Source organism: Mesorhizobium sp. M0243, from assembly GCF_040321775.1.
GTDB lineage: Bacteria > Pseudomonadota > Alphaproteobacteria > Rhizobiales > Rhizobiaceae > Mesorhizobium.
In genome coordinates, this window is sequence record NZ_JAMYSF010000030.1 from 60,506 (window position 1) to 82,421 (window position 21,916).

General features: G+C 64.1%; 18 protein-coding genes. 9 read left to right on the plus strand and 9 right to left on the minus strand.

The genetic code is table 11. The features are described 5' to 3' along the window. The first annotated feature begins 68 nt into the window (after window positions 1-68). The 3 genes from NKJ11_RS28335 (at window position 69) to NKJ11_RS28345 (ending at window position 3,015) form a co-directional block, all read left to right on the plus strand. Window positions 69-1,082 (plus strand): substrate-binding domain-containing protein, encoded by a 1,014-nt coding sequence (locus NKJ11_RS28335; RefSeq protein WP_128303518.1) that lies wholly within the window; start codon window positions 69-71, stop codon window positions 1,080-1,082. Window positions 1,083-1,171: 89 nt separating this feature from the next. Then, on the plus strand, window positions 1,172-1,969 hold the full coding sequence (locus NKJ11_RS28340) for an ATP-binding cassette domain-containing protein (RefSeq protein WP_023813110.1): 798 nt from the start codon (window positions 1,172-1,174) through the stop codon (window positions 1,967-1,969). After that, window positions 1,966-3,015, plus strand: coding sequence for an ABC transporter permease (locus NKJ11_RS28345; RefSeq protein WP_128303519.1), 1,050 nt, complete (start codon window positions 1,966-1,968; stop codon window positions 3,013-3,015). The genes NKJ11_RS28340 and NKJ11_RS28345 overlap by 4 nt, the downstream gene beginning before the upstream one ends. A gap of 282 nt (window positions 3,016-3,297) precedes the next feature. Here NKJ11_RS28345 and NKJ11_RS28350 read toward each other — a convergent pair whose 3' ends face one another. Further along, window positions 3,298-5,967, minus strand: coding sequence for an ATP-dependent helicase (locus NKJ11_RS28350; RefSeq protein ID WP_352794801.1), 2,670 nt, complete (start codon window positions 5,965-5,967; stop codon window positions 3,298-3,300). 252 nt (window positions 5,968-6,219) lie between these two features. On the opposite strand from NKJ11_RS28350, the gene NKJ11_RS28355 reads away from it, so the two are divergent. Then, on the plus strand, window positions 6,220-8,535 hold the full coding sequence (locus NKJ11_RS28355) for a glucose/quinate/shikimate family membrane-bound PQQ-dependent dehydrogenase (RefSeq protein WP_352794802.1): 2,316 nt from the start codon (window positions 6,220-6,222) through the stop codon (window positions 8,533-8,535). A gap of 137 nt (window positions 8,536-8,672) precedes the next feature. On the opposite strand, the gene NKJ11_RS28360 is transcribed toward NKJ11_RS28355, so the two are convergent. Beyond that, complete coding sequence (locus NKJ11_RS28360; RefSeq protein WP_128303522.1) at window positions 8,673-9,107, minus strand: hypothetical protein; 435 nt, start codon at window positions 9,105-9,107, stop codon at window positions 8,673-8,675. Window positions 9,108-9,116: 9 nt separating this feature from the next. Beyond that, a complete protein-coding gene (locus tag NKJ11_RS28365) occupies window positions 9,117-9,272 on the minus strand; it encodes a hypothetical protein (RefSeq protein ID WP_164892894.1) in 156 nt (51 codons plus the stop codon). A gap of 269 nt (window positions 9,273-9,541) precedes the next feature. Between NKJ11_RS28365 and NKJ11_RS28370 the strand changes: the two genes are divergently transcribed. After that, entirely contained in the window at window positions 9,542-10,429 is an 888-nt protein-coding gene (locus NKJ11_RS28370; RefSeq protein ID WP_128303523.1) for a dienelactone hydrolase family protein, read from the plus strand. 10 nt (window positions 10,430-10,439) lie between these two features. On the opposite strand, the gene NKJ11_RS28375 is transcribed toward NKJ11_RS28370, so the two are convergent. After that, window positions 10,440-11,348 (minus strand): EamA family transporter, encoded by a 909-nt coding sequence (locus tag NKJ11_RS28375; RefSeq protein WP_352794803.1) that lies wholly within the window; start codon window positions 11,346-11,348, stop codon window positions 10,440-10,442. An 89-nt stretch (window positions 11,349-11,437) separates the two neighbouring features. Here NKJ11_RS28375 and NKJ11_RS28380 point away from each other — a divergent pair, with 89 nt between their 5' ends. Further along, window positions 11,438-11,917 (plus strand): Lrp/AsnC family transcriptional regulator, encoded by a 480-nt coding sequence (locus NKJ11_RS28380; RefSeq protein WP_128303525.1) that lies wholly within the window; start codon window positions 11,438-11,440, stop codon window positions 11,915-11,917. A 15-nt stretch (window positions 11,918-11,932) separates the two neighbouring features. Here the strand turns inward: NKJ11_RS28380 and NKJ11_RS28385 are convergent, their stop codons facing one another. The 3 genes from NKJ11_RS28385 to NKJ11_RS28395 all read right to left on the minus strand — a co-directional run bounded on the left by NKJ11_RS28385 (window position 11,933) and on the right by NKJ11_RS28395 (window position 13,762). Beyond that, window positions 11,933-12,130: a hypothetical protein gene (locus tag NKJ11_RS28385; protein WP_013531006.1), complete on the minus strand. Its 198-nt coding sequence runs from the start codon at window positions 12,128-12,130 to the stop codon at window positions 11,933-11,935. Window positions 12,131-12,365: 235 nt separating this feature from the next. Then, complete coding sequence (locus NKJ11_RS28390) at window positions 12,366-12,845, minus strand: thioesterase family protein (RefSeq protein WP_023813101.1); 480 nt, start codon at window positions 12,843-12,845, stop codon at window positions 12,366-12,368. A gap of 140 nt (window positions 12,846-12,985) precedes the next feature. Further along, window positions 12,986-13,762 carry a hypothetical protein gene (locus NKJ11_RS28395; protein ID WP_128303526.1) on the minus strand — a complete coding sequence of 259 codons (777 nt, stop codon included), beginning with the start codon at window positions 13,760-13,762 and terminating at the stop codon, window positions 12,986-12,988. Window positions 13,763-13,859: 97 nt separating this feature from the next. Here NKJ11_RS28395 and NKJ11_RS28400 point away from each other — a divergent pair, with 97 nt between their 5' ends. Both NKJ11_RS28400 and NKJ11_RS28405 read left to right on the plus strand, forming a co-directional pair. Then, window positions 13,860-15,272 (plus strand): FAD-binding oxidoreductase, encoded by a 1,413-nt coding sequence (locus tag NKJ11_RS28400; protein WP_128303527.1) that lies wholly within the window; start codon window positions 13,860-13,862, stop codon window positions 15,270-15,272. A gap of 121 nt (window positions 15,273-15,393) precedes the next feature. Beyond that, a complete protein-coding gene (locus NKJ11_RS28405) occupies window positions 15,394-15,915 on the plus strand; it encodes a hypothetical protein (protein ID WP_128303528.1) in 522 nt (173 codons plus the stop codon). 30 nt (window positions 15,916-15,945) lie between these two features. Here NKJ11_RS28405 and NKJ11_RS28410 read toward each other — a convergent pair whose 3' ends face one another. Further along, window positions 15,946-16,932, minus strand: coding sequence for a Dyp-type peroxidase (locus NKJ11_RS28410; protein WP_128303529.1), 987 nt, complete (start codon window positions 16,930-16,932; stop codon window positions 15,946-15,948). A gap of 131 nt (window positions 16,933-17,063) precedes the next feature. On the opposite strand from NKJ11_RS28410, the gene NKJ11_RS28415 reads away from it, so the two are divergent. Continuing rightward, window positions 17,064-20,996, plus strand: a complete 3,933-nt coding sequence (locus NKJ11_RS28415) for an AsmA family protein (RefSeq protein ID WP_352611231.1) — start codon at window positions 17,064-17,066, stop codon at window positions 20,994-20,996. Window positions 20,997-21,030: 34 nt separating this feature from the next. Here the strand turns inward: NKJ11_RS28415 and NKJ11_RS28420 are convergent, their stop codons facing one another. Next, window positions 21,031-21,912 carry an RNA polymerase sigma factor gene (locus tag NKJ11_RS28420; RefSeq protein ID WP_128303531.1) on the minus strand — a complete coding sequence of 294 codons (882 nt, stop codon included), beginning with the start codon at window positions 21,910-21,912 and terminating at the stop codon, window positions 21,031-21,033. Window positions 21,913-21,916 lie beyond the last annotated feature (4 nt).

Below are 21,916 nucleotides of genomic sequence, written 5' to 3' on the forward strand. Positions count from 1 at the left end.
GTAGCGCGCATTGCCGAAGCGAATGTCGAAACCCCTCGCTTGCGAGGACAAAAAGGGAGGATAAGTGCATGAGCATGACGATGAGAAGGACAGTTCTGCGCTCGACCGTCGTGGCCGCCGCCACGGTGCTTGCCGCTGCGATCTCCACCTTGCCCGCGCAGGCGCTCGACGCCAAATGGTGCAAGGATGTCCACATCCGCTTCTTCGTCGGCGGCGCCGAGGGCGACGCTTTCGGCACCATCGTCTATAATGGCGCCAAGCAGGCAGAGACCGATCTCGGGCCGAAGGTCGACTACATCTTCTCCCAGTGGGACATCGAAAAGATGGTGCAGCAACTGCGCGAGGCCGTCGCGGTCAAGCCCAACGGCATCGCCATGATGGGCCATCCGGGCGACGCGTCGATCATGCCGCTCGCCGAACAGGCGCACAAGGACGGCATCAAGATGATGTATCAGAACGTGCCGGTGCCGAAGGTGATGGCGGCATTTGGCGGCGGCTATGTCGGCGCCCAGCAGGAACAGCAGGGCCGCGCGCTCGGCGCCGAGGCGTTCAAGCTCGGCAAGCTGAAGGCCGGCGACAAGGCGATCATGATCGGTCCGTTCGAAAACGAAAGTCGCGGCGCGCGCGAGCGCGGCACGGTGGCGGCGCTCAAGGAGGCCGGCGTCGAGGTCATCCAGTTGTCCTCACCGCCGAGCGGCGAATGGGCGTCCGATCCCAATCTGGCCATTCCGGTGATCACCGCGGCACTGCTCAACAATCCCGACGTCAAGGCGGTCGGCTATCCCGGCGGGCAGATGCTCGGCAATGTCTCGACCTACATGCAGGCGGCCGGACGCAAGGCGGGCGAGATCTTCAACTTCGGCTTCGACACCAGCCCGCAGATCGTCGAGGGTTTTAAGGGCGGCTGGGTGCAATTGACCGCCGACCAGCAGCCGTTCCTGCAGGGCTATTTGCCGATCCTCAGCCTCTGCCAGCAGGTGGTGCTGGGGCTGGCGCCGGTGAATGTCGACACCGGCGCCGGCTTCGTCACGCCCGAAAATTACGAGATCGTCGCCGAGCTCGCCAAGCAGGCGCTGCGCTGACCTCCCAAGCCGCCGGCCGGGATCTCAGGCCCCGGCCGGTGGGACCGCTGGCGACGAAGCCGGCAAGCGACAATCAAAGCGAGGATCCGATGGCAGAACGCCTCATCGAACTGCGCGACATCAGCAAATCCTATGGCCAGGTCTATGCACTGGGCGGGGTCAATCTCAGCGTCGACCGCGGCGAGGTCGTCGGCCTGCTCGGCGACAATGGCGCCGGCAAGTCGACGCTGATCAAGATCCTCTCCGGCGTGGTCAAGCCGACCAGTGGCGAAATCCTCGTGCGCGGCAAGCCGGTGACCGGGTGGAGCGCCGCGCGTTCCCGCGAGGCCGGCATCGAGACGGTGTTCCAGGACCGGGCGCTGGCCGTGCAGCAGACCATCGTTCGCAACATCTTCATGGGCCGCGAGCTGACCGGATTCCTGGGCTTTCTCAGGGTCAACAAGGAGATCGAGGAGGCAAGCCGGCTGATGCGCGAGATCGGCTTCACCTCGAAAGTGTTCACGCCGCAGTCGATCGTCGGCCAGCTTTCGGGTGGCGAGCGCCAGGGCGTGGCGATCGCCCGCGCCATCTACAAGCAGGCGGAGTTGATCGTCCTCGACGAGCCGACGACGGCGTTGTCGCTGACCGAAACCGCCAAGGTGTTCCATTTCGTGCGCCAGGTGCGGGCGAGCGGCCGCTCGATCCTGTTCATCGGCCACAACATCCATCATGTCTTCGACATCGCCGACCGCTTCGTCGTGCTCGACCGCGGCAAGGTCGCACTGACGACCGACCGCAGCGAGGTCAAGTCGGCCGAAGATCTCATCAACTTCATGGAAGAGGTCGCGCATCCCGGCGGATTGGCCGGGCTGCACGATGCCGGCGACGCGGAGCAGAGAGCACGATGAGCAAGACCATGGAGCCCGATCTGCACGAGCCGTCCGCCGGCATTCCCCGCCCCAGTGCCCAGAAAGAGTGGAAACACCCATCCGATCACTGGATGCGCGGCTTCATCCTCGACAACCGTGCCGCGCTCGGCACGCTCGCCGTGTTCATCGTCATGATGACGGTGTTCCTGATCGCCAACCCGACCGTCTTCACCACCTGGTATCTCTACCGCTCGGTGCTGACGACGCTCCCCGTTGCGCTGTTCGTGGTGGTGCCGCTGGTCTTCGTCGTCACCTGCGGTGAGATCGACCTGTCGTTTCCGGCAACAATGGGTTTTGCCTCATGGGTCTTCGCGCTGGTCGTGCAGGCCGGCTACGATCCGTTCCTCGGCATCGCCGCGGCGCTCGTCACCGGCATGCTGCTCGGCTTCCTGGTAGGCTCGCTGGTCGTCTATGGCGGACTGTCATCGCTGATCGCCACGCTCGGCATGAATTTCCTGCTGCGCGGCCTGATCCAGATCATCAACGAAGGCAAGTCGATGGCGCTGACCAGCCTCAGCGACAGCTGGGCCTACACGATCTTCTCAAGCCAGCTCCTGGGCATTCCGGTGCAGATCTTCTGGGCCATCGGCTTCGTCGTACTGTCGGCGATGCTCTATAACAGGCATCGCTTCGGCGCGCAGGTGAGGGTGGTGGGCGACAATCCCGACAGCGCCCAGCAAATGGGCATCGACGTCAAGCGCGTGCGGGTGAAAGTGTTCGTCTTCGTCGGCATCGGTGCGGCGCTCGCCGGCACCTTCTCGGTGATGATCAACTTCACCTGGTGGCCGACCGCCGGCGATGGCTATCTCTTGCCGGTGCTGGCCTCGGTGTTCGTCGGCGGCACGCCGACCTGGGGCGGCATCGGCACCGTGGTCGGCGGCGCCATCGGCGCCGTCACCGTGTCGTTCATCCAGACCGGCGTCGTCGCGGCGGGCCTCAGCGGTTTCTACGTCCAGTTCTTCAACGGCCTGATCATCATCCTGTCGCTGCTCGGGCATAAGTGGAACCAGGCAAGGTATCGGTGAGGGCTGTTTCGTTGGCGAACCGCATGCCTTGCGCGGACGCCCATCATTTCGTCATCCACGGGCGAAGCAAGGAGCGTAGCGACGCGGCGCAGACCCGAGGATCCATGCCGCGACTTAAAAGTACCGCTCCGGTTGTGGAATTCTGCTCCGCTGCATTTCTGGGCGAAGGTCGCGGCATGGATCCTCGGGTCTCCGCGACGTCGCTTCGCTCCTGCTCCGCCCGTGGATGACGAAGGTGGGGGCTTCCGCCAGAGAATGGTCGCTTGTAGGGCAAGCAACCGCTCACACCGCCGCGACGAACCCGTCCAGCACGCGCTTCTGGCCGGCCTTGTCGAAGTCGATGGTCAGCTTGTTGCCTTCGATGGCCGAGATGTTGCCGTTGCCGAATTTCTGGTGGAAGACGCGGTCGCCGACGTTGAAGGCGGATGGCGTGTCGGAGACGGATTTGGCGACCAGTTCGCCGTCGATGGTGCGGCCTTTGACCGAGGTGCGGCCGGCGCCGTAGCCGGAGTCGGTTTCGCCATAGCCGATGCGCTCGACCTGGTGGCCGGAGCGCGAGCCCCAGTTGCGGTCGGTCGCCTCGGTGCGGTTGGCCTGCGCGCGCTGCCAGCCCGGCGTCGCATAGGTGTTGGAGAAGGCGCCGGATTTTTCGGTGTCGGCGCCGACATTGTCGAAGCGCGAGGCGCCATAGGGGTTCTGCCGTCCTGCCCCCTGGCCGCCACGGCCGGAGGCAAAAGAACCGCCGCCGTAGGAATTGCCGTAGCCGCCGTAGCTGTTGCCGCTTTCGGCGACCTCGACATGGGCTTCCGGCAGTTCGTCGAGAAAGCGCGACGGGATGGTCGACTGCCACAGGCCGTGGATGCGGCGGTTGGAGACGAACCACAGATGCAGGTTCTTCTTGGCGCGGGTCAGGCCGACATAGGCGAGCCGGCGCTCTTCCTCCAGTCCGGAGCGGCCGCCTTCGTCCAGCGCGCGCTGATGCGGGAACAGGCCTTCTTCCCAGCCGGGCAGGAAGACGGTCTCGAATTCGAGGCCCTTGGCCGAATGCAGCGTCATGATCGAGACGGCGTCGAGCCCGGCGTTCTGCTCAGCGTCCATGACGAGTGCGACATGCTCGAGTAAGGAGCGCAGCGATTCGTACTCCTCCATCGAGCGGATCAGCTCTTTCAGGTTCTCCAGCCGGCCGGGCGCTTCGACCGAGCGGTCGTTCTTCCACATGTCGGTGTAGCCGCTCTCTTCGAGAATGGTCTCGGCGAGTTCGGTATGCGGCGTGGTTTCCAGCGCCTTCTGCCAGCGCTCGAAATTGGCCGCGACCTCGCGCAGTGCCGCGCGCGGCTTCGGTTTCAACTCGTCGCTTTCGGCGAGCTTGGCGGCGGCTTCCAGCATCGGGATGCGCAGCGCGCGCGCCGTGTCGTGGATCTGGCGGATGGTGGCTTCACCAAGGCCGCGCTTGGGCACATTGACGATGCGCTCGAAGGCGAGGTCGTCGGCGCCTTGGGCGACGACGCGGAAGAAGGCGAGCGCATCGCGGATTTCCATGCGCTCGTAGAAGCGGGGGCCGCCGATGACGCGGTAGTTGAGGCCGAGCGTGACGAAGCGGTCCTCGAACTCGCGCATCTGGAAGGAGGCGCGGACCAGGATCGCCATGTCGTTGAGATTGTGCTTTTGCCGCTGGTAGGTCTCGATCGTCTCGCCGACGGCGCGGGCTTCCTCCTCGGAATCCCAAGCGGCGTGGACATGCACCTTGCCGTCCTCCGGCTCGTTGCGGTCGGTGAACAGCGTCTTGCCGAAGCGGCCCTCATTGTGGGCGATGAGGTGGGAGGCCGCGCCAAGGATGTGCGCGGTCGAGCGGTAGTTGCGCTCCAGCCGGATGATGGTGGCGCCGGGAAAATCCTTGTCGAAGCGCAGGATGTTGTCGATCTCGGCGCCGCGCCAGCCATAGATGGATTGGTCGTCGTCGCCGACGCAGCAGATGTTTACTTTGTTGTCGCTCACGGCCGCGCGCTCGCTTCGCTCGCTGGCCTCCGCGGGGGCGGCCTGGCCGGCCGACGCCCGGTCGGGCTTGCGGCCTTCGGCCGATCGCAGGTCCGTCGATGTCGACGCGCGCCCGGAATCGGGCCTCTGCGCCAAAAGCCGCAGCCACATGTACTGGGCGGTGTTGGTGTCCTGGTACTCGTCGACGAGGATGTATTTGAAGCGCTTATGGTATTCCTTGAGCACGTCCGGATTGGCGCGGAAGATGCGGATCGGGTGGCAGAGCAGGTCGCCGAAATCGCAGGCGTTCAGCGTCTTCAGCCTCTCCTGATAGGCCTTGTAGAGCTCGCGGCCCTTGCCGTTGGCGAAGGCGCGGGCGTCGCCCTCGGCGATGTCGGCCGGGCCTTGCCCCTTGTTCTTCCAGCCGTCGATCATCTGGGCGAATTGCTTGGCCGGCCAGCGCTTGTCGTCCAAACCCTCGGCCTGGATCAGCTGCTTGATCAGCCGCACGACGTCGTCGGTGTCGAGGATGGTGAAGTCGGAGCGCAAACCGGCGAGTTCGGCATGTCTGCGAAGCAGCTTCACTCCAATCGAGTGGAAGGTGCCGAGCCATGGCATGCCCTCGACATTGCCTTCGCCGATCAGCACGCCAATGCGGATCTTCATTTCACGCGCGGCCTTGTTGGTGAAGGTCACCGCGAGGATCTGCGACGGGAACGCCTTGCCGGTGGCGAGGATGTGGGCGATGCGCGTGGTCAGCACGCGGGTCTTGCCGGTGCCGGCTCCAGCCAGCACCAGAACCGGGCCTTCCGTTGTTTCAACCGCTAGCCGCTGCTCCGGGTTGAGGCCCTTCAGATAGTCGGGCGCGTTGTTGTGTCCGCTGCGGGCAGCCATGGCGCGCGCGGCAATGCCCGACGGGGCCGTGGGCCGCGCATTGGGTTCGTCGAAAAAGGGCATGTCTTCGGAAAAGCCGGACATCGCCCCGAATGTAGTGATTCGGTGGGGAAAGACCAGAACTGTCTACGTTTTGTTCCGCTAAAGTGCCCGATTGCTGCCCCGCGCTCCCACCGCGGTCGATGTTATTCCAATTGCGATGGACCATTACCGCCTGCGCTTGAGGCCCGTGCTTGACAGGCGGGACCGTCAGGAGAAAGTTGTGCTTCGGGCAGCGACGCAATGCCGGGTTGCCATGGCCGCGCCGCGAAGCGCAACAGTCGAAGGAGTATCATCTTGGCTGTCACCATCACCTCCCTCATTCTTTTCCTCATCGGCCTGGCACTCGGCGGCGGCGGCATCCGCCTGGCGATGCTGGGCGGCAGCTGGTACTATGTCGTTGCCGGCCTTGCCTTCCTGATCGCCGCCTGGCTGCTCTACCGGCGCCGGTCCACCGCACTGTGGCTCTACGCGGTGATCGTGCTCGGCACGTTGGCCTGGGCGGTCTGGGAAACCGGCTTCGACTGGTGGGAACTTGGACCGCGCGGCGGCATCATCGTGCTTCTCGCTTTGTGGCTGCTGACGCCGTGGGCGAGGCGGGGTCTTGTCGGCCCTGACGCACGCGCGCCGCTGATCCTGGCCGTGCTGGCCTCGCTGGCCGTCGCCGGTTATTCGATGACTTCAGATCCGAAGGACATTGCCGGCGAACTCGGCACCGACAAGGTGGTCGCCAACGCCAATCTTGGCAATGATGTGCCGGCCGGCGAGTGGCACTATTACGGACGTACGCAGTTCGGCCAGCGCTATTCGCCGCTCGACCAGATCACACCGGACAATGTGGCCAAGCTGCAGCCGGCGTGGACCTACCAGACCGGCGACGTGAAGGGTCCGGACGACGTCGGCGAGACCACCTATCAGGTGACGCCGCTGAAGATCGGCGACACGCTCTACATCTGCACGCCGCACAATTTCGCCATCGCCATCGATGCCGCGAGCGGCAAGGAGAAATGGCGCTTCGATCCCAAGGTCAAGCTCGACAAGGACCGCCAGCACCAGACCTGCCGCGGCGTGGCCTATTATGCCGATGCCGCCGGCGCCGCCGGGCAGCCCTGTGCGACCCGCGTCTACCTGCCGACCTCGGACGCGCGGCTGATCGCGCTCGACGCCGCCAACGGGCAGGTCTGTCCGGCTTTCGCCGAGGGCGGTACGCTGAACCTTCTGACCAACATGCCCTATCCGAAGTCGGGCTATTATTACTCGACCTCGGCCCCGATGATCTCAGGCGGCAAGATCATTGTCGGCGGCGCGGTCAACGACAATTATTCGACGCAGGAGCCGTCCGGCGTCATCCGCGCCTACGACGCTGCCACCGGCGCGCTGGTGTGGAACTGGGATTCCGGCAATCCGGACCAGACGACGCCGCTGCCGGCGGGCCAAACCTATACCGCCAACTCGCCCAACATGTGGTCGACGCCGAGCGCCGACGAGAAGCTCGGCCTGCTCTACGTGCCGCTCGGCAACCAGACGCCGGACCAGCTCGGCGCCGGGCGCAGTGCCAATGTCGAGAAGTTCTCGTCGTCGATCACCGCGCTCGACCTCAACACCGGTCAGGTGCGATGGGTGCGCCAGACCGTGCACCACGATCTCTGGGACATGGACGTACCGGCGCAGCCGAGCCTGATCGACATCAGCAAACCCGACGGCACGGTGGTGCCGGCGCTGGTCGGACCGACCAAGCAGGGCGATCTCTATGTGCTCGACCGCCGCACCGGCGAGCCGGTCATTGCGGTCAACGAAGTGCCGGCGCCCGGCGGCGCGATCGAAGGCGACCACACATCACCGACGCAGCCGGTCTCCGATCTCACCTTCATGCCGAAGCCGCTGACCGGCGCCGACATGTGGGGCCTAACCATGTTCGACCAGTTGGCCTGCCGGATCGAATTCCAGGGCCTGCGCTATGAGGGTCGCTATACGCCGCCTTCCGTCCAGGGGTCGCTGATCTACCCCGGCAACTTCGGCACCTTCAACTGGGGCGGCGTCGCCGTCGATCCGGTCCGGCAGGTGCTGTTCGGCATGCCGACCTATCTGGCGTTCAAGTCGCAGTTGATCCCGCGCGATCAGGTGCCGCCGCCGGACGAAGGGCGCGGCAGCGAGCAGGGGCTGAACCGCAACGAGGGCGCGCCCTATGCGGTGGTGATGGGGCCGTTCCTGTCGCCGCTCGGCATTCCTTGCCAGGCGCCGCCCTGGGGCTATGTCGCCGGCGCCGATCTCAGGACCGGCAAGATCGCCTACAAGCACCGCAACGGCACCGTCTACGACATGACGCCGCTGCCGCTGCCGCTGAAAGTCGGGGTACCGGGCATCGGCGGGCCGATGATCACGGCTGGCGGCGTCGCCTTCCTGGGGGCCGCGGTCGACGACTATCTGCGCGCCTACGACCTGACATCGGGCAAGCAGCTGTGGCAGGCGCGGCTGCCGGCCGGCGGGCAATCGACGCCGATGACCTATACGGTCGCCGACGGCCGCCAGTTCGTGGTCATCGTCGCCGGCGGCCACGGTTCGGTCGGCACCAAGCCTGGGGACTATGTGATGGCCTACGCGCTGCCGAAGTAGGGCGGCAGGGTAACGCGATCTTTCAGAGGTCGCGCCGCCCCTCGTCTGTGCCGGTGTCTTTTCCCCGCATAGTGACGGGGAGAAGTGCCCGATTGGGCGATGAGAGGCGGGAAATCTTCCGATCAACCCGTTGTCGATCAGCCAATCCCCAGATCACCCTTCAGGCTGGGCACCGAGCCGAGCACCTTGTTGGTCAGGTCGGGACCGGCGGCGGCTTCGGCCTGCTGGATCAGCGTCGCGCCGGCCTTCTGGATCTGCGCCATGTCGAGCCCGGATGCCTTGAGCGCGGCGACGCCGTTGATCAGCGCGCCGGCCTTCTCGCCGAGAACGCCGCCAAGCGCGCCCTGCAACGACGACAGAAAACCGCCACCGCCGGCCGAAGCGGCGGCCATGACGTCATATTGATGGGCGAGGTCGTCGGCGCCGGCGATCCTGGCGAAGAACGCCGAGGCGCTTGTGCCTTCCGCCTCGTGTTCGAGCACCGAGAAAATAGTGCCGACGACTTTCTCCGTCGTCGCCTGGTCGAGGCCCGCCTTCTGCGAAACGGTATTGACGATGTCCTGGACGTTCATGGCGTCACCTCAACCCTGGGTTTTCGTGTTGCGGTTCCCCTCAGCGCGGACCGTGATCAACGATCGTCTGCCTGCGTTCAGAACCATCGAGCACCGGGCCAAAGCGGCGGCCGCCGCAAGGACGAGCGCGCTGGCGAGGATCGGGGAAGGCATGGTCATGGTCATCGCTTCCTTCTGGGTCTGACGTGTGGGCACACGGCCAAGATACTGGTCGATAGCCACCTTCCCTCACGATTGTGGCAGCGCCAGCAGGATTTGTCGCCAATGACCAAAAAGTGATGACACGGCCGCGCATGGCACCGGCTTTACTGCCCGGCCGCGGCTGGCTGCATACCCTGAAGCGATCGACGGCCGCGATGAGTGGTCGACTGGATCATGCCGGCTTGGTCCCTATGTAGCTGGGGAATTGAAGCCCGAAGCAGAGGAACTCTTCCATGACGAAACCCGACGCCAAACCCGCCATCACCCAGGCGATGATCGATGCCTATGACGAATATACGCATCTGACGCTCGATCGCCGCCGGTTCATGGAGCAGTTGACCCGGCTTGCCGGATCGGGTGCGGCGGCGGCCGCGATCGCGCCGCTTCTGGCGGCAAATTCGGCGCAAGCGGCTGTTGTCGCCGACAACGATCCGCGGGTGAAGGGCGAGGACATCAGCTATCCCGGCGGCAGCGGCGAAATGAAGGGCTATCTGGTCAAGCCGGTGGACAAGGCGGGCAAGCTCGGCGCGGTGATCGTCGTGCATGAGAACAGGGGGCTCAACCCGCATATCCGCGATGTGACGCGACGCGTGGCGCTGGAGGGGTTCGTGGCGCTGGCGCCGGATTTTCTGTCGCCGCTCGGCGGAACGCCAACCGATGAAGACAAGGCGCGCGACATGTTCGCCAAGCTCGATCCGGCGCAGACCATCGCCGACGGTGTTGCGACCGTCGCTTTCCTCAAGAGCGACAAGGACGGCAACGGCAAGGTCGGCGCCATCGGCTTCTGCTGGGGTGGCGGCACGGTCAATATGCTGGCCGTCAACGCGCCCGATCTCAGTGCCGGCGTTGCCTATTACGGCATGCAGCCGAAGGCCGCCGATATGTCCAAGATCAAGGCGGCCTTGCTGCTGCACTATGGCGGACTGGACGAGCGCATCAATGCCGGCATCGACGCCTTCAAGAAGGAACTCGACGCGGCGCATGTCGAATACACGGTCTATGTCTATGAAGGCGCCAACCATGCCTTCAACAACGACACGTCGGCAGCGCGCTACGACAAGAAGGCGGCCGACCTGGCCTGGGGCAGAACGATCGCCTTCCTCAAGCAGAAACTGGCATAGGGGCGTCCGTCTAATCCGTGTTCGCCGGCTTGTGGAAGGCGACGCCGGCGGCCACAAGCGCAATGCCGAGGCAATCGGTAAAGCTTGGAATCTGGCGCAGCACGACGACGCCGATCAGCGTCGCGGTGACGGGCAGCAGCGACAGCATCAGCGCGAAGCTCGCGCGTGGCAGCCGCGACATGGCGAGCTGGTCGCAGATGTAGGGGATAACCGACGAGCAGATGCCGACGCCGATGGCGGCGAGCAGCAGCGGCGGCGAGAAAAAGGCCGGCAGCGCATCGGTGAAGCCGATCGGCAGCACGACCACGAAAGCGATCGCCATGGCGGCACCCAGGCCGGCAATGCCGCTGCCTGCGCCCGAAGCGGCGACGCGGTGGCCGAGCACGATGTAGCCGACAAACAGCGCGCCGTTGAGGAAGGCCCAGAACAACCCGATGCGATCATCGGACCACTTGACGTCGATGAGCAGCAAGGTGCCGGTCACGGCAACGGCAAGGGCGGCGAGATTGCGCGGGCTCCTGAGGCCGATCGCCGCGACGCCGATGGTGCCGACGAATTCGATCGCCGCCACCAGCGAGATCGGCAGGCGGTCGAGCGCCAGGTAGAACGAACAGTTCATCACCGCCAGACAGGCCCCGAAGGCCAGCAAAAGCAGCCTTGTCGAGCGATCGGCGCGGGCGAAGGTTCGCCATGGGCGGGTCAGGGGTGCGAAGATGAGTGCTGCCGTGGCGATGCGCAGCCACGCCATGCCGAGCACGCCGACATGCGGGAAAAGCAGGACGGCGAATGCCGGCCCGAGATAGTGGAAGACGGCGCTGACGCCGAACCAGACATGCGGCGGCAATTTTTCCGTCAGCCTGCCGACGGTGGAGTTGGCAGGGGCAGGGTCTGCTGTAAGAGCATGCGTTTGATCATCCATCGGATCAGTATCGCAGGCATATTTGCCGGTTTATATGAGTGATGATGGGCTGGTCTGGCGAGATCTCCCTCGGAAGCAAGGAATTTCCTATGAAGCGCCTTCGAACTGAAAGTGCCGACCTCGATGTCGCGGACATGAAGATCCTGCGTCTGCTGGAGAAGGACGCGCGCACCAGCACGGCGGAGCTGGCACGCTCGGTTGGCCTGTCGGCGCCGAGCGTGGCAGAGCGCATCAAGCGGCTGCAGGAAAGTGGCGTCATCGAGGCCTATTCGGTCAGGATCAACCCGGCGGCACTCGGCCTGCCGCTGTCGGCATGGCTGCGCATCCGGCCGGTGCCGGGGCAACTGGCCGTCGTGGCCGAGATCATCCGCGAACTGCCGGAGATCGTGCAATGCGACCGGGTGACCGGAGAGGATTGTTTCGTCGCGCTGGCGCATGTCGGCTCGGTGGTTGAACTTGAGCGGGTGATCGACCGCATCATCCCCTACGCGATGACCAACACGGCGATTATCCAGTCGTCGCCGGTGGTGGCGCGCTCGGCTCTGGCGGCGTTGCGGCGCCAGGCTTGACGTACAGGGAGAGACCTATGCGTGGCCGCGCTTCATGCGCGCCTGCTTCAGGATGGCGCGCCAGCGGATCATGTCGAACGGGATCGGCTCGTTGTTGTTGGCGATGTGGAAGATCTCGTTGTTGACGTTCTTGAGCGAGCGCCAGAAATCATAGTCGGTGATGCGCGGATCGGCGGCCAGCCTGTCCACCTCGACCTTGATGTCGGTTTTCATGCACTTTCCTCGAACCGGCGCCGCGCCGCCCGTGTCGCTACCTCGATGCGGATCGTTTTCGACCGACCCGCTGAGTCGCGCAACGGCTCAAATGGCTTGTTCCCGTTAAAACCTTGGTAAGGTTAACGTGGCCACGGCGCCGCTTCAAGCGTCGCCGCCGGCCGATGGGAGGGTTCCGCGATTTTAGATTGCCGGTGTGGCTTTGAAGCCGGAAACGAGAAGTATCGGCTTCGCCCTATTTGCGTTTGATGCCGATCGAGCGGCCGGCCCGTTCCGGCATCGGCAGTGCCGAATGGGCGGCGCGCATGGCTTCGACCCTGGCCAGCACATCGGCGGGGAAGGGCGCCACCTTCGGCCCGGACATGTCGACATGCAGCGACAGCGATTCGGACGTCGCGGCCAGCCAGCCGTCGACATGGCGGATTTCCTGATAGGCCCGCAGCCGCTTGTCGTCGTGGTCGATGAGCTGGAATGAGACCGTGACCTTATGCTCGAGGTGCAGCTCCTGCACGTAGCAGACATGGACTTCGGCCGTGTAGATGGTGAGGCGACGATCCCTGGCATAGTTCGGTCCCATGCCCATTGCCTCGAAGGCATCGTCCGAGCAGCGGTCGAACAGCACGTTGTAATAGGCCATGTTGAGATGGCCGTTGTAGTCGATCCAGTCCTTCTCGATGTCCATGGGTTTTGAGACGAAGGGAGTGGGGATGGGCATCGAAACTTCCTTGTTGGACCGAGCGTGGCGGGTAAGACTACGCATCCATAATCGCATAACAAGCGTGGACACTGGTCCATTCGCCGAGGAATTCATGGCTCTGAGCGACCTCAACCCGGTCGAACGCTCGGACCGGCTTGTTAATTTTCTGGCAGAGTGCGACGAGCAACCAACATCGCAAGACCGCCCAGCGGGAAGAAAAACATCATCACTATTTTTCCAACCGCAGCCCAGAAGAGTGTCAAATCATCACCTGCGGTATAGCAAGCAGCATTTAGCCAGCAGTGTTCAGTTTTTGTTTGAAATTCGTCGATACCAAAATAGGCGCTCAGACTCGTAAGAATGCCGAAAATAACACCAGCGAAAGCGGTCAAAGTATTTGGTCTTTTGCGCCCGCCAGCATTGAGTCTTTCGGTTATCTCATTTTTTGGCATAGCGACATAGTATATAAAAATCGAAATAGAAGATATGAAACCTGCAAAAAGAAAGCAAGTTATTATGGATTGAGCTCTGAAGATCGATTTATCGGAAAGAGGCGGTTGAATGGAATTCGCGTATTTGGCAACAACGGGGAAAAGATATGATCCCAGGGCAGATAATATCGAACCTATCTCGCCTATGAAGCCTTGATCGGGCTCGCCGTAGGTAAGCGCGATGGCAAGCGACTCGCCGGACAAGAAAGTGGCAAAGATAAAGACACAAAGATATCCGCCATAACGCCGAGCGAAAGGACCGGGCTTTCGATCAGTGCCCGGGTATGCTCGAGTGCTTAACACAGCGAATAGCCCTATGAAGCCAAAGAAGATGACCGCACCAAACCAGCCGACGCGACTTTGGGTGGCCGCTGTATGCACCGCCCATCCAGGCAAGAGCGCCAGGAAAAAAAGTATGTATCCTGCCAGTACCGAATTTTTCATTTCCGACCCGAGGTCACGGCAACCATTTGACTAGCCGAATGGACATCTATGCGGCAAGTGGCTTAGACCTCCTGCAGAAAAGTTGGGATAGAAAAATATGGCTCTGAGCGACCTCAACCCGGTCGAACGCAACGAGGAAGGCATCGCAGCGGTGCTCGGCATCCTCAAGCAGCAGCTTGGCGAGCGATTCCAGACCGGCCAGGCCATCCGCTCCCAGCACGCCCACACCACCACCTACATCCCGACGCAGGCGCCTGACGGCGTCGCGTTTCCGGAGACGACCGCGGAGGTGCAGGACATCGTGCGCGCCTGTGCCGCGCATCATGTGCCGGTGATCGCCTTTGGCGTCGGCTCCTCGCTGGAGGGTCACACCAACGCACCGGGCGGCGGCATATCGGTCGACACCTCGCGCATGAACCGCATCCTGGCGGTCAATCCGCAGGATCTCGACTGCACGGTCGAACCTGGTGTGACGCGCGAGGATCTGAACCGGCACCTGCGCGACACCGGCCTGTTCTTCCCAATTGATCCGGGCGCCAACGCCTCGCTCGGCGGCATGGCGGCGACGCGGGCGTCCGGCACCAATGCCGTGCGCTACGGCACGATGCGCGAGAACGTGCTGTCACTGACCGCCGTCATGGCCGACGGCGAAACGGTGACCACCGGCAAGCGGGCGAAAAAGAGTTCGGCCGGCTATGATCTGACGCGGCTGCTGGTCGGCTCGGAAGGCACGCTCGGCATCATCACCTCGCTGACCTTGAAGCTGCAAGGCATCCCGCAGGCGATCTCCGGCGGCGTCTGCCCGTTTCCGAGCGTCGAGGCGGCCTGCAATGCTGTCATCGCGACGATCCAGATGGGCATCCCCGTGGCGCGCATCGAACTGGTCAACGCGTTGCAGATGCGGGCGATGAAGAACTATTCGAAGCTCGACTATCCCGAAAGCCCGTGCCTGTTCGTCGAGTTTCACGGCAGCGATGCCGGCGTTGCCGAACAGGCCGAGACCTTTGGCATGATCGCGGAAGAGAATGGCGGCGGGCCGTTCCTGTGGACCAGCGTCGCCGAGGAGCGCACAAAACTGTGGAAGGCCAGGCACGACGCCTACTGGTCGTCGCTGACGTTGCGGCCGGGCGCCAAGGGGCTGTCGACCGATGTCTGCGTGCCGATCTCGCGCTTTGCCGAATGCGTCATGGAAACCGAAGCCGACATAGCGGAGATGGGTCTGATCGCGCCGATCGTCGGCCACGCCGGCGACGGCAATTTTCACGTGCTGGTGCTGATGGATGTCAACGATCCCAAGGAGATCGCATTGTCGGAAAAGTTCGTCTCGCGGCTCAACATGCGGGCGATCGCCATGGACGGCACCTGCACCGGCGAGCACGGCATAGGCCAGGGAAAGATCGGCTTCCTGCGCCATGAACTCGGCCACGGCGTCGACATCATGCGCACGATCAAGCAGGCCCTGGATCCGCTTGATATCATGAACCCGGGCAAGATTTTGCCGGGGGACTAGGCGAGTCCTCCAGCGCAAGGCCGCAGGCGGCTCGTCTTGACCATGCCACCATTTTCGGGCCGAGACTTCGGCGAGCAGCGAGGCCTGAAACAGACAGGCGTGCCAGCGGAGGAAAAGTGTCATGGCGATTTCACGCAAGGAAGAGGCGCGTGCGCTGAGCGCCGACGAACAGGAACTGGTGGAGAAATCGCACCATCCTTCGGTGCAGGAGCTTTCCGACGCCGATGTTGCCGGTCTGGTCAAGCTGTTGCGGGACCGGCGCGACAAGGCGCAGACCGAGGCGCATCGGCGCCGCCGCGAAATGCGGGGCAAGGGAGCGCCGAAAGGTGCTTCGCCCTCAAAGTCCGATGGCGGTTCGCAGGTAAAGCTGGCGGTGCTAGCCATGGCGATGCGGCGGCTGAATGGCGAGGCCGAGCGGCGCCGGCAACTGGCGGCCAGCGTTTCGCTGGTTGGGAATGCGCGCAAGGTGCTGGCCATGAAGCAAAATGCGCCGGCGGACGGTCCCGCGCTCAATTCGCGGACGGCTCACAAGGGCATGCGCGCCGTGGCTAGCAAGCGGGCGCCGAAGCTGGTCCGGCCAGCGGAATTCGGCCGGCAGCGCAAGGCGGGCAAGGTGGCACAAGCGAAGCGCGACGCACGCTGATCTTCGCCGATAGAGGCCGTCAGCCGTTCTTTACCGGGCGGCGGGAAGCTTCTCCTGCGCGCCCTCGACAAGCGCCTGCAGCATGGGGCGGGTTGGCGCGAAGAACGTTGTGCCGGTCTGCGGCGTCGAGAAATCGAGCAGGCGGTCGTAGGCGCCCGGCGGGTCGCCGATATACATGCGCTGCAGCATTTTTTCGATGACCCAAAGATATCTGGAATAGCCGATGAAGTAGGTCCCGAACTCGTTTTGTCCGGGCCTGCCGAACGGCATGTTGTCGCGCAATATGTCGTACTCGTTGCCATCGGCATCCTCGATGGTGGCCAGCGACTTGTGTGATTTGCGCGGCGCGTCGTCATCGTCGATTTCGATGTTGTCGATCTTGGTGCGGCCGATGATCGCTTCCTGCTCGGGCGTCGGAATGCGCGCCCAGGCCTGCATGTCGTGCAGATATTTCTGGACGACGACATAGCTGCCGCCAGCGAAGTCGGCGTCTTCATCGCCGACGAGCGCAGAGGCGGGCAAATCGAGGCCGGTCGGGTTGGCGGTGCCGTCGATGAAGCCGAGCAGGTCGCGCGCATCGAAATAGCGAAAGCCGGAAACCTCGTCGACGACGCTCACGCCGTCGCCGAGATTGTCGAGCAGAATGCGCTCGAACTCGAAGCACATGTCGGGGCGTTCGGAGCGGATGTGGAAGAGAAGATCGCCAGCGGTCGAGGGCGCCGAATGAACGGATCCCTTGATCGGCGCAAACGGTTTCAGTTCCAGCGGCCGCCGATCTGGAGAAAGACGATCCCAGAGATCGCGGCCGATGCCGGCAATGCACGAAAGCCGCCCGGAAAGATCGCGGAACCCGACGGTTTTGACGAGATCGTCGAGCCCACCAAGCACGGAGGCCACCTTGGCGAGCGCGGTCTGCTCGCCGGCGACGGTGACGACAAGAAAGACCGCCGAAAGCGACAGCGGAGCGTCGACGCTTTGCGCGTCGATCGGCACGCGATCCCAGTTCTTCCCAGACATCCGAATTCTCCGCTTTGCGAGGATTTGTTTCAGATCATCCGGGATCGCGCAACACTGGATGAATTGCCTCTTTATCGACACGCGGATGCGGGTAGAGTGCGGCAGAATTTCAATCAACCCATTCGGAGCTGATGCTCGCACGCCTGTTCGTGATCTTTGGTGGCCTGTTCGTGCTGGTGCTATGTGCGGCGCTGGTGGTGCCGTATTTTGTCGACTGGACCGGCTACCGCGCCCAATTCGAGCGCGAGGCGAGCGCCATTCTCGGCCGCAAGGTGACCGTGCAGGGCGACGCCACGGCAAGGTTGTTGCCGTTCCCCTCGGTGACCTTCTCGAACGTCGCTGTCGCCGGCGGCCCCAATGGCCAGCCGGCCATGACCGTCGAGACGTTTTCGATGGATGCGGAACTGGCGCCCTTCCTGCGCGGCGAAGTGCTGATCTTCGACATGCGGCTGGTGCGGCCGAAAGCGACCATCGACATCGCCAACAATGGCACGGTCGACTGGGCGATGCGGCCGTCCTCGCCCTTCGACCTCGATCAGATCTCGATCGAGAAGCTGACGGTGACGGAAGGGCAGATCGAACTGCGCCATGCCGCCGGCGGGCGCAGCCATTTGTTTTCCGAGATCAATTCGACCATCTCGGCCAAGTCGCTGGCCGGGCCATGGCGCATGGACGGCACGCTGCGGCTGGACGGGTTGCGCACCGCGGTCACCGCGTCCACCGGCAAGGCTGAAGGCAACGGGCAGATGCGGCTGCGGCTGAAGGCCGATCCGGACGCCTATCCGCTGGTCATCGAAGCCGACGGCAATGCTGGCATTGTCAATGGCGCTGCCGTCTATTCCGGCCAATTCAAAATCTCCGGTGCGGACAAGAACAGCGCCGAGCTGCGCAGCACCGACGGTGAGACGGTGAAGGTTTCCGCCGGCAAGCCCGATCCGGGCTTTCGGCTGAACGGCAAGTTTTCGCTCGACCACCAGAAGTTGGGCGTCGACGAATTCCGCTTCGAGACCGGGCCGCTCGACAACCCCTACACCGCCGATGGCGAGGCTTCTGTCGATCTCGGGCTGAAACCGAGTTTCGCCATCGAGGCCAATGGCGCGCAGGTGCAGTTCGACGAGGCGGTGGGCGCCGAGGCCGGCGCCGGCCTGACGCTGGACCAGCGCATCGCGGCGTTTGAGCAGGCGCTGCTCGACATGCCGAAGCCGACTATCCCCGGCACCGTCGAGGTCAAGCTGCCGGCGGTGGTGGCCGGCGACACCACGGTGCGCGACGTGCATCTTTCCGCCGAGCCGGTCGATGGCGGCTGGTCGGTGAAATCGCTTGCCGCGACCTTGCCCGGCCGCACCACGCTGGAAGCCGATGGCATGCTCGTGCTCAATTTGGAGGGTCATTTCGGCTTCAACGGCTCGCTGCTGCTGGCCGTGGCGCAACCCTCCGGCTTTGCCGCCTGGCTGTCGAAGGATGTCGACGAGGCGATCCGCCGTCTGCCTGCCGCCGGCTTCAAGGCCAAGGTCGACCTCTCGCAGAAGCGGCAGGCCTTCAGCGATCTCGAATTGATCCTGGGCAAGGCTAGGTTTTCCGGCCGCATCGATTCCACCCAGCCCGACGATGCCAAGCCCTCAGTGCTGATGCGTCTCGAAGGGGGCGACCTCGATATCGACGGGCTGGCGGCCTTCGCCTCGATCTTCGTCAGCGACAAGGGGGCCAATCGCTTTGCCGACCGCGACCTCGATTTCCAGATCAAGGCCGGGCCGGTCAATGCCGGAGGGTTGACCGCCGATACGATCGACACGGCGCTCAGGCTGCGCGATGGGCTGCTCGAAATCGACCGGCTGTCGGTGGGCGGACTGGCCGGCGCCTCGATCAGCGCCACCGGCCGGGTCAAGGATTTCCCGGCGAGCCCGACCGGCAAGCTCGATGCATCGGTGGTTGCCGTCGACCTGAAGCCGCTGGTCGACGTCGCCGCCCAGCACTATCCCGACAGTGCCGTGCTGAAAGGGCTGGCGAGCCGTGCCGCTGCCTATCCCGAGCTGTTCCAGGATGCGCGCATCGACCTGGTGGCGAGTGCGGCCGACAATGGCGACGGCACCACGGGGCTGGCGGTGAGCGGGCAAGGCAAGGCGGGCGGCTCGGCCTTTTCCGCATCGCTGTCGGGGAAGGGGGCGGTGGACAAGCTTCTTGAAGCGCCGGTGGCGCTTACCTTCAATGCCAAAAACCCTGACGCCACCACGCTGCTGGCCCTCTACGGCCTGCCGGCGCTGCCGCTCGGCATGCTGGGCGAGGCAAGCACCGATATTCAGGCCAAGGGAACGCTTGGTGGCGGCCTGACGACGAATTTCAGCCTTGCCGGCAACGACTTCAAGGCTGGTTTCGAGGGAACGATCGCCGATACGCCGCAAGGCTTCGCCGCCAAGGGCAAGCTCAGCCTCGACGCCGCCGACATCGAGCCATGGCTGATGACGACAGGTATCGGCCTGCCGGGCATGGGGGCGGGCATGTCGACGTCGCTCTCGGCGCAGGGCGATTATGGCAACGGTCTGCTGGTGCTGGACGAACTCAACGGCGCTATCAACGAAGCGGCGGTGTCCGGCGACGTCAATATCGATGTAAAGGAGGGGGTCGACGGAAAGGCCGGCGTGCCGCATCTGGCCGGGGCGCTGGCGCTCGACGAACTCGACCTCGATCCGATGGCGGTGGCGCTGTTCGGCGATTCCGCCTTTCTTGCCGACAAAGACGGGGCCGACAAGGAAGGGGCAGGCAAGGGTGGCGTGTGGCCGGCGACACCGTTCAGCCAGAAGTCCAACCTGCCGTTCACCGCCGACCTAGACCTGACGACGGCAGCGCTCGCCGCCGGTCGGTTCGCCACCGCGTATGATGCCGCCTTTTCGCTCAAGCTGGACCAGGAAGGCATCCGCGTTTCGGATTTGAAGGCGAAATTGCTGGGCGGGGCGCTCACCGGCCTGTTCGAACTGAAGAACAATGACGGCACCGGCCTGTTCTCTGGCCAGATGAAACTGGCGGGCGCCGATCTGGCGACCGTGCTGCCGGATGCCGGCATCAACGGCATCGGCGACTTCTCGACAGCGCTGTCAAGCAGCGGCAAATCGGTCGAAGGGATGGTGGCCGCCTTATCAGGCTCCGGCACTGCGGCGTTGAAGGGCGTGAAAGTTGCTGGCGTCAATCCAGATGCGTTCAGTGCGTTCCTCGTCAAGGCGGATGCGATCGGGCGTGACATCGATGCGGCCAAGACTGCCGGCTTCGCGCCTGACATCGCCGCTGATGGCAGTCTAGCCGCCAAGGACACCGACATAGCCTTCACGGTTGCCGGCGGCACGCTGCGGGCGCCGCCGGTCAGCCTGGAAAATCCGGCGGCGACCTTGTCCGCCGACGTCACGGCGGATCTCAACGCGGTCACGGTGTCGGCCAAGGGTGCGATCACCTATCGGCCGGGCGACGAGGCGCTGGTCGGCTCCGAGCCGGTCGTGAATTTCACCGCCGAGGGGCCGTTCGGCGCGGTGAAACGAGCATTCGACAGTGAGCCGCTGGCGCAGTTCCTGACCCAACGCGCGCTGGAAAAGGAACAGCAGCGCGTCGAGGCGATGCAGGCCGCGCTGCTCGAAAAGCAGCGGCTTCGGCGCGAGGTCCGCTACTACGCGGCGCTGCAGGATGCTCGCGACAAGGCGGCCGAAGAACTGCGCAAGCAGCAGGAAGCGGCGCGGCTGAAAGCCGAGGCGGACGCCAAGGCAAAGGCGGAAGCGGATGCCCAGGCCAAGGCTGAGGCGGACGCAAAGGCCAAGGCCGATGCCGATGCGAAGGCGGCTGCCGAAAAGCAGGCCGCCGACGAGGCGGCCAAAGCGCAGGCCGAGCAGGAGCGGCAGAAGGCGGAAGAGGCGGTGCGCATCGCGGCGCAGGAAAAGGCAAGGCTCGAGGCCGAGCGCAAGGCCGCGCAGCAGGCTCCCAAGGTGGAGCGTGCCCCGCCACCGGAAGCCAATGACAATCCGCCGCCGGCCAAGCCGAAGTCCAATCCGTTCACGATCGACAATCTGCTGAAGTCGCTGCAGTAGGCAGTAGGGGAGGCCTTTCCGCCCCGAGACCGTTTCAAAGAACGAACAGTTCGGCACCGTCGGTGGTGTAGCGGGCGTGGCGAAAATCGCGGATGGCGGCAAGCCTGCCGTCCTGCCAGGCCAGCAGGATGAAATAGGTGGGGCGCCCTGTTGGGTCATTGGGATCGCGGACGAGGACTGCTGGCCTGTCTTCGACGAAGCCGAGCATAAGATGCCAATCCTGCACGCGGGAATAGTTGCTGAAGTAGGTGGCGACCTCCTTGCGGCCATTCAGCCGCGCCCTGGCCACCAGTTCCAGCCGCACCTCATCGGCCAGCATGTCGCGCACCGCATCGAAGTCGCGGGCGTTGAAGCGGTCGATGTAAGCGTCGAGCAGCAGACGTTGCGCGGCGCTCAGTCTCGGAACAGGACGGTCGTCCGGTTCGTCCGCAAGATTGCGCAGTCGGTGGCGGCCACGATGCAGCGCCGCCTTGATGGCGGGGATGCTGGTATCGAGCGTGGCGCTGATTTCCTGCAGCGAATAGCCCAGAACGTCCATCATGATGACGCTGCTTCGCTGCGTGACGGGAAGGCGCATGAAAGTGTGCAGGCTGGCCGCGGCGGCCTGACGATCGGCGGTGGGATTGGCCGGGTCGACGATCATATCCGGGTCCTCATCGGAAAAGGCCTTTTCGCGGGCTCGCCGGCGCAGAAAGTCGAGCGCAGCATTGTGGGCAATGCGAAACAGCCAGCCCTCCGGGTTGGCGATCGGGCCGGCATCCGGCAGCGCCTCGAACGCCTTGGCCAGGGCTTCCTGCAGCACGTCCTCGCCGTCGATGACCGAGCCGGCCATGCGGGCGCAGTAGCGGTGCAGTTTGGGACGCATTTCGCCGAACAGGCGGTCAAAAGGCTCGCGGATCTCGCCAGGAATGTTCATGCAC

Bases quoted from the DNA above. Each gene is read 5' to 3' on its own strand.
- NKJ11_RS28380 (WP_128303525.1), top strand. From the start codon at position 11,438: ATGAAGCGCCTTCGAACTGAAAGTGCCGACCTCGATGTCGCGGACATG.
- NKJ11_RS28395 (WP_128303526.1), bottom strand. From the start codon at position 13,762: ATGAAAAATTCGGTACTGGCAGGATACATACTTTTTTTCCTGGCGCTC.
- NKJ11_RS28405 (WP_128303528.1), top strand. From the start codon at position 15,394: ATGGCGATTTCACGCAAGGAAGAGGCGCGTGCGCTGAGCGCCGACGAA.
- NKJ11_RS28410 (WP_128303529.1), bottom strand. From the start codon at position 16,932: ATGTCTGGGAAGAACTGGGATCGCGTGCCGATCGACGCGCAAAGCGTC.
- NKJ11_RS28415 (WP_352611231.1), top strand. From the start codon at position 17,064: ATGCTCGCACGCCTGTTCGTGATCTTTGGTGGCCTGTTCGTGCTGGTG.
- NKJ11_RS28370 (WP_128303523.1), top strand. From the start codon at position 9,542: ATGACGAAACCCGACGCCAAACCCGCCATCACCCAGGCGATGATCGAT.
- NKJ11_RS28340 (WP_023813110.1), top strand. From the start codon at position 1,172: ATGGCAGAACGCCTCATCGAACTGCGCGACATCAGCAAATCCTATGGC.
- NKJ11_RS28350 (WP_352794801.1), bottom strand. From the start codon at position 5,967: ATGTCCGGCTTTTCCGAAGACATGCCCTTTTTCGACGAACCCAATGCG.
- NKJ11_RS28420 (WP_128303531.1), bottom strand. From the start codon at position 21,912: ATGAACATTCCTGGCGAGATCCGCGAGCCTTTTGACCGCCTGTTCGGC.
- NKJ11_RS28335 (WP_128303518.1), top strand. From the start codon at position 69: ATGAGCATGACGATGAGAAGGACAGTTCTGCGCTCGACCGTCGTGGCC.
- NKJ11_RS28345 (WP_128303519.1), top strand. From the start codon at position 1,966: ATGAGCAAGACCATGGAGCCCGATCTGCACGAGCCGTCCGCCGGCATT.
- NKJ11_RS28360 (WP_128303522.1), bottom strand. From the start codon at position 9,107: ATGAACGTCCAGGACATCGTCAATACCGTTTCGCAGAAGGCGGGCCTC.
- NKJ11_RS28365 (WP_164892894.1), bottom strand. From the start codon at position 9,272: ATGACCATGACCATGCCTTCCCCGATCCTCGCCAGCGCGCTCGTCCTT.
- NKJ11_RS28375 (WP_352794803.1), bottom strand. From the start codon at position 11,348: ATGGATGATCAAACGCATGCTCTTACAGCAGACCCTGCCCCTGCCAAC.
- NKJ11_RS28385 (WP_013531006.1), bottom strand. From the start codon at position 12,130: ATGAAAACCGACATCAAGGTCGAGGTGGACAGGCTGGCCGCCGATCCG.
- NKJ11_RS28400 (WP_128303527.1), top strand. From the start codon at position 13,860: ATGGCTCTGAGCGACCTCAACCCGGTCGAACGCAACGAGGAAGGCATC.
- NKJ11_RS28390 (WP_023813101.1), bottom strand. From the start codon at position 12,845: ATGCCCATCCCCACTCCCTTCGTCTCAAAACCCATGGACATCGAGAAG.